General features: G+C 72.7%; 5 protein-coding genes. 3 read left to right on the top strand and 2 right to left on the bottom strand.

Annotation, left to right across the window (positions count from 1 at the left end):
* Window positions 1-78: 78 nt before the first annotated feature.
* Complete coding sequence (locus FLL47_RS04655) at window positions 79-903, bottom strand: dioxygenase family protein (RefSeq protein ID WP_144119162.1); 825 nt, start codon at window positions 901-903, stop codon at window positions 79-81.
* Window positions 904-938: 35 nt separating this feature from the next.
* Window positions 939-1853, bottom strand: a complete 915-nt coding sequence (locus FLL47_RS04650) for a helix-turn-helix domain-containing protein (protein ID WP_144119161.1) — start codon at window positions 1851-1853, stop codon at window positions 939-941.
* Between the two features lie 176 nt (window positions 1854-2029).
* On the opposite strand from FLL47_RS04650, the gene FLL47_RS04645 reads away from it, so the two are divergent.
* From FLL47_RS04645 to FLL47_RS04635, 3 genes are all read left to right on the top strand, one after another.
* Window positions 2030-2539, top strand: coding sequence for a hypothetical protein (locus tag FLL47_RS04645; protein WP_144119160.1), 510 nt, complete (start codon window positions 2030-2032; stop codon window positions 2537-2539).
* Window positions 2540-2674: 135 nt separating this feature from the next.
* Window positions 2675-3994 carry an alpha-lytic protease prodomain-containing protein gene (locus FLL47_RS04640; protein WP_246157530.1) on the top strand — a complete coding sequence of 440 codons (1320 nt, stop codon included), beginning with the start codon at window positions 2675-2677 and terminating at the stop codon, window positions 3992-3994.
* A 92-nt stretch (window positions 3995-4086) separates the two neighbouring features.
* Window positions 4087-6444 (top strand): M4 family metallopeptidase, encoded by a 2358-nt coding sequence (locus FLL47_RS04635; RefSeq protein WP_144119159.1) that lies wholly within the window; start codon window positions 4087-4089, stop codon window positions 6442-6444.
* Window positions 6445-6453: the final 9 nt, after the last annotated feature.

The following is a 6453-nucleotide window of genomic DNA, read 5'->3' as shown; positions in this document are numbered from 1 at the left end:
CCGGGGGCCCCCCCCCCTCTTGGCCGGCGGGGGGGCGCCCGGGCCGCCCGCCCCCCCCCACGTCGGGTCCAAGCCCGGTCAGAGCCGACGCCAGAGGGCAGGAGTGTTCGGCGGTTCCCAGCCGGGCAGCGAGGTGTGCGCGATCTGGCAGACGTACGCCATTCCGCCGTACGTGACCTGCGCGCCGAGGGCATACGGCTGGTAGGGCTGCCACGTCCCGCCGCCGGGCGGGGTCGGGCTCGGTGATGCCGTCCCCGTCGGGGAGGGCGAGGGCGGCGTGCCCGGCACGTTCAGCACGAAGTCGAATGTCGCCTGCCGGGCCGAGCCGACCTGCTGCACGTTCATCAGTAAGTCCGGGTCGAACAGGGAGTCGGTGTTGTTGCGCGGCTCGTTCGGGAAGTACAGCTGCGTGGTCAGCACCGGGCGGCCCGGCGCCTGCACCTTGACGTGGATGTGGCGGGTGCGGCCCGGGTAGAGGCCCGGCACGATGGTCGACAGGGTGAACCGCCCCTGGGCATCGGTGAACTGGTGGCCGCGGAAGCGGTTGCCGACGTTGTCGTACGCGCCGGCGTTGTCGGCCTGCCAGAAGTCCAGCAGCGCACCGGTGACGGGCTGGCAGGCCAGGCCGACGACGTAGCCGGTGACGGTCAGCCGGGTGCCCGCGCCGTCGACCATGGTCGTGCGCAGCGGCGAGCCCGGCTTGAAGTAGGGACCCTCCATCTGCGGCGGGGTGAGATCGTCGTCGTCACAGGATTCGGGCGTGACCGTGAGCGGTTGCCCGGAGGGGGTGCTCGCCAGCGCGGGCACCCCGGCGAGCAGCAGCGGCGCGGCCGGCACGATCAGCGCCGCGCGGAGCAGGGTCTTGCGTGAGATGCCCGGGGTGCGGGCCTCGTCGTCGTTCATGAGCGGGTCTCCTTCGTGGGGCGTCGCCGGAAACCCTAGAGCGGCGCATAGCCACCACTCGATGGACGTGATCGGGTGTTCGTGGTGTTTTCGGCGGCCGTGTTCCATGTCCACGAGGCCGCGCGACGGAACTCTCCCGCACTCGACCCGGTCTCGCGGCGGAAGAAACGGCAGAAGTACGACTGGTCGGCGAAGCCCAGCTCGCGGGCTATCTGAGCGATGCCCAGCCGGGTGCCCGCCAGCAGCCGCATGGCCTCCACGGTGCGCGCATGGCGGATCAGTTCACCGGGCGAGCGCCCGGTCACGTCGCGGACCGCCTCGCCCAGGTAGCCCTGGGAGACGCCCAGCGCCGACGCGCATTCGCGCACGGAACGGCACCCGCCGCCGGGCCCGGTCAGCAGGTCGAGGAATCGTGCCGCCAGCTCGGCCCGCTGCCCGGTCGCCGTCGGCGGGGTGGACGCTCCGGTGGCACGGGCGGCCTTGGTCAGTAGGACGCGCAGGTATGCCTGCACCACCCCGAGCGAGTCCGCGGCGGGCTCGTCGTACTCCTTCCGCATCCGGGTAACCAGGCTGAAGGCCTCCGCGGCGAGGTCCGGGGCGAGGGTCCGGCAGGGCTGGTGCCCGAGCAGGTGCAGCAGCTCGCGGACACGCGGGCATCCCGCGAGGAACTCCTCGCCGAACAGGATCAGCCAGCCGTCGAGATCCGCGAGATCCTGCCAGTGGTGGGCGCGGCCCGGCAGCACCACGGCGAGCTGCGGCGGCTCCAGCGGGTACGCCGCGAGGTCGACCACGTGTGCGCCGGTGCCCGCACGGACCACCACCACCTCGTAGAAGGTGTGCCGGTGCGGGAACGGGGCGTGGGACAGGGGGCCGAGCGCGGCGAAGGTATCGATCGCGAACGGCACCGACAGCGGCTGCGGCACCGTGAGCCGGTGCAATGGCAGGGACATCCCCCGAGCGTGGTGTCTTGGGCGGCGGCGCGGCAGATACCAGCCCGGTCCTATCACGCCTTGATGGCGGGAGCCCGCGAGCCGCCGACGCCACCACGGCCTTCGAAGATCGAGGTCGAGTCGGTCGGCGCTCGGCGAACCGTGTATCGTCCCGGCTTCCTGCCAGGGAGGATCTCTTGTACGACCGTGGCGATCTGGTTCACGCATACCTCGGCGCGCAGGCCAAGGGCTTCGGCGGCTACTACGCCGAGTCCTCGACCTTCAACGCGGCACTGAAGGCGCACCATGAGGCGATGCTCGACGGGCTGGAGCAGCTGTTCGGGCTGCGCCTGAACATGGAGGGCGCCGGAAACTTCGACAATCGTGTGCTGTTCATGCTGTTCGCCTCGACGGCCAGGTCGCTGCTCACGCTCGGCACCCCCTGGTCGGGCTTCCTGGAATCGAGCCTGCTGGCCAAGAAGATCGAGCAGGCGGGAGTGAACGGGCAGCGCATCACCGAGGCCGGCGAGCGCATCAACCAGCTCACGACGCAGTCGCGGCAGGTCCATCTGGAGATGCTGGACGCGATAGTCGCCGAGATGCTGGGCGACCGCGCCGACGCGACCTTCTCCCCCGCCGAGCTGCGAGCGATCGGCGTCGACGACACCGGGCCGAACCCGAACGACTACGAGCTGTACGACGACTGAGCCGGCATCGGGGACTCAGGTGAGGGCTTACCTATCGTAAACATTATGACCTGTTTGGAACTACAAGGTTTCCAGTGGTCTTCCTAGATTCCCCGTGTGGTCACTAAATCCAAGGTTCTCACTACTCTGATCGCCGTGGCGGCCCTCTCATCCGCCATGCTGATCACGTCGGCCGCCACCGCCGGCTCCGCAAGCCCGGTCCCCGCTCCGCCGCCCGTCGCCGCGGACCGCGGCATGGTCGCCGAACTCGCGCACACCCTGGGCATCAGTCCTGATCAGGCACTGGCCCGGCTGGGCCGGGAGGCGGCGTTCGCCCGCGCCGAGCAGAACCTGCGCCGCGCACTGGGCGACGGCTTCGGCGGGGCCTACCTCGACGGCGATGCCTCGACGCTGACCGTGGCGGTGACCAGCGCCGCCGACAGCCCGCGCGTGCGGGCGGCCGGGGCCGTCCCGGTCACGGTGACGCACAGCGAGGCCCGGCTCCTCGACGGCGCGGCCCGCCTCGACCACCGCGCCGCCACCGCGCCGAAGCAGGTGCCCGGCTGGTACCCGGACGTGCGCACCAACCGGATCGTCGTGCTCTACCGCGACGGCGCGCTCGACACGGCCCGCACCTGGGCTGCCGGCAGCGGCGTGGACACCGCCGTGGTCCGGTTCGAGGCCAGCGCGGAGCAGCCGCGCCCGCTGATCGACATCGTCGGCGGCAACGCCTACTACATCGGCAGCGGCACCCGCTGCTCGGTCGGATTCGCGGTCACCGGCGGGTTCGTCACCGCCGGACACTGCGGCAGCACCGGCGCGAGCACCACGCAGCCCAGCGGCACGTTCGCCGGGTCCAGCTTCCCCGGAAACGACTACGCCTGGGTGCGCACCGCTGCGGGCAACACCCCGCGGGCCCTGGTCAACCGCTACCCGGGCACGGTGCCGGTCGCCGGTTCGCAGGCCGCCGGGGTCGGCGCGTCGGTGTGCCGGTCGGGCTCCACCACCGGCTGGCACTGCGGCACCATCAACGCCCTCAACAGCTCGGTGACCTACCCGCAGGGCACCGTGTCCGGCCTGATCCGCACCAACGTCTGCGCCGAGCCCGGCGACTCGGGCGGCTCGCTCATCGCCGGTGACCAGGCGCAGGGCGTGACCTCCGGCGGCTCCGGCAACTGCAGCTCCGGCGGCACCACGTACTTCCAGCCGGTCAACGAGATCCTGCAGACCTACGGCCTGACCCTGACCGTCAGCGGCGGCACGCCGCCCACGAACCCGCCGAGCCCGACCGCCGGGCCGAGCGGGCCGCCGCCGGGCTGCGGCGGGCTGCCCGGCTGGAGCGCCACCACGGCGTACGCGCCCGGCGCGACCGTCGCCTACAACGGCCGCCGCTACGAGTCGACCTGGTGGTCGACCGGCGCGGTGCCCGGCGCGCCCGGCTCCTGGGCCGTCTGGGCCGACCGCGGCGCCTGCTGACCCGACCCTCCCCTCAGGTGGCCTGGGCGTCCCGGAGAGACGCCCAGGCCACCCTCCACCCCCGCTGCGCAGCAGCAGAAGGAGTCCATCCCGTGAAATCCATCGGCCTTCGGATCACGTTCGCGGCCACCGCCGCGGCCGTGGGTCTCGCCCTGGTCATCCCAGGCGTGTCCGGTGCCCATGCCAGACCTGCCGCCGAACCGGCGCGCGCCGCCGACCCGGCCGCGCTCGCCGTCGCCGCCGCCGACCGGGCCGCCGACAGCGGCTACGACGCGCTGGCCAAGGGCCCGCACGAATCCTTCGTACGCCGCGACGTCGTCGCCGGGTCCGGCGGATTCCGGTACGTCTCCTACGAGCGCAGCCACCGCGGCCTGCCGGTGCTCGGCGGCGACGCCGTCGTCGTGACCGACAGCGCCGGAAACGTGCGCGGCACCGCGTCCGCCCTCGGCCGGGGCGTGCGCCTGGCCACGACCACGCCGCAGGTGTCCGCCGCACAGGCCGCGGCCGTCGCCGGACGGCGGCTCGACAAGGTCGGCCAGGCCACACCGCCGAGGCTGGCCGTGTTCGCCACCCCGGACCGTGACCGGCTGGCGTATGAAGTCGTACTGGAAGGCGTACGCGCGAACGCGCCCAGCCGCCTGCACGTCGTCGTCGACGCGGTCACCGCCGCCGTCCTCGACGTGCGTGACGACGTGCGGATGGGCACCGGCAACGGCTACTACAACGGCCAGGTCGCCATCACCACCAGCGGATCGGGCAGCTCCTGGTCCATGACCGACAGCAGCCGCCCGGGCATCCGCTGCGGCGGCCAGGGCGGCACCGCGTACACCGGGACCGACGACGCCTGGGGCAGCGGATCCGGGACCAACCTGGAGACCGCCTGCGTGGACGCCCTCTACGCGGTGCAGCGCGAGTGGGACATGCTCAGCTCGTGGCTAGGCCGCAACGGCATCAACGGCACCGGCGGCGGCTTCCCGGCCCGGGTCGGCCTGGCCGAGGTCAACGCCTACTGGAACGGCAGCTACACCAACTTCGGCCGCAACCAGGCCGGCACGGGCCAGGCCACCCCGATCGACGTGGTGGCGCACGAGTACGGCCACGCCATCTTCCAGACCACCCCGGGCGGAGCCGGGTCCGGCAACGAGAACGGCGGCCTCAACGAGTCCACCGGCGACATCTTCGGCGCGCTCACCGAGGCGTACGCCAACAACCCCAACGATCCGCCGGACTACCTCGTCGGCGAGGAGGTCAACCTCACCGGTCAGGGCCCGATCCGCAACATGTACAACCCCCAGGCGCTCGGCGACCCGAACTGCTACTCGTCGGCGATCCCGAGCACCGAGGTGCACGCCGCGGCCGGGCCGAACAACCACTGGTTCTACCTGACCGCGGTCGGCTCGGCCGGCGGTGGCGGCAACCCGGCCAGCCCGACCTGCAACGGCTCCACCGTCACCGGCATCGGCCTGCAGAAGGCGGGCCAGATCTACATGGCCGCGCTGAACCTGAAGACCTCGGCCTGGCGCTACGTCAACGTGCGTACGGCGACGCTGCGCGCGGCGGTCAACCTGTTCGGCGCTTCGTCGGCCGAGTGCCGCACCGTCAAGGCGGCCTGGGACGCCGTCAGCGTGCCCGCGCAGTCGGGCGAGGCGCAGTGCAGCACGGCCCCGGGCAACGACTTCTCCCTGTCGGTGACCCCGGGCAGCGGCACCGTGCAGCGCGGGTCGACCGTCACCACCACCGTCACCACGGCCACCACCTCGGGCAGCGCGCAGACGGTGAACCTCACCGCGACCGGCCTGCCCTCGGGGGTGACGGCGAGCTTCAGCCCGTCGTCGGTCACCTCCGGCGGCTCCAGCACGCTCACCCTGACCGCGAGCGCGAGCGCGGCGACCGGGTCGGCGGCGATCACGGTCACCGGGACCGGTGCGGTCACCCACAGCGCGACGTACACGGTGACGGTCACCAGCGTGCCGAGCGGGAACGACTTCAGCGTCTCCCTCTCGCCTACGGCCGCGACCGTCGCGGCCGGCAGCAGCACCAGCGCGGCCGTCGCCACGGCGACCACGTCGGGCAGCGCGCAGGCGGTGAACCTGTCGGTGAGCGGTGCGCCCACCGGGGTCACCGCCTCGGTGAGCCCGGCGTCGGTGACCTCGGGCGGCAGCGCGACGCTGTCGATCGCGGTCGCGGCGGGCACCTCCGCGGGCACGTATCCGCTGACGGTGACCGGGGCGGGTACGTCGGCGACGCATACGGCAGTGTTCACGCTGACCGTCACGGGTGGTGGTGGCGGCTGTGGCGGCCTGCCGGCGTGGAGTGCGACCGCGCCGTACGTGCCGGACGACGTCGTCTCGCACCACGGGCGCCGGTGGAAGGCGACCTGGTGGTCGACCGGCGCGGAGCCCGGCGCGCCCGGCTCCTGGGCGGTCTGGTCCGACCAGGGCGCCTGCTGACCCGGCCCG

The sequence above is a fragment of the Catellatospora sichuanensis genome, from assembly GCF_007483665.1.
Taxonomy (GTDB): domain Bacteria; phylum Actinomycetota; class Actinomycetes; order Mycobacteriales; family Micromonosporaceae; genus Catellatospora; species Catellatospora sichuanensis.
This window is presented reverse-complemented; position numbering and strand designations above follow the sequence as displayed.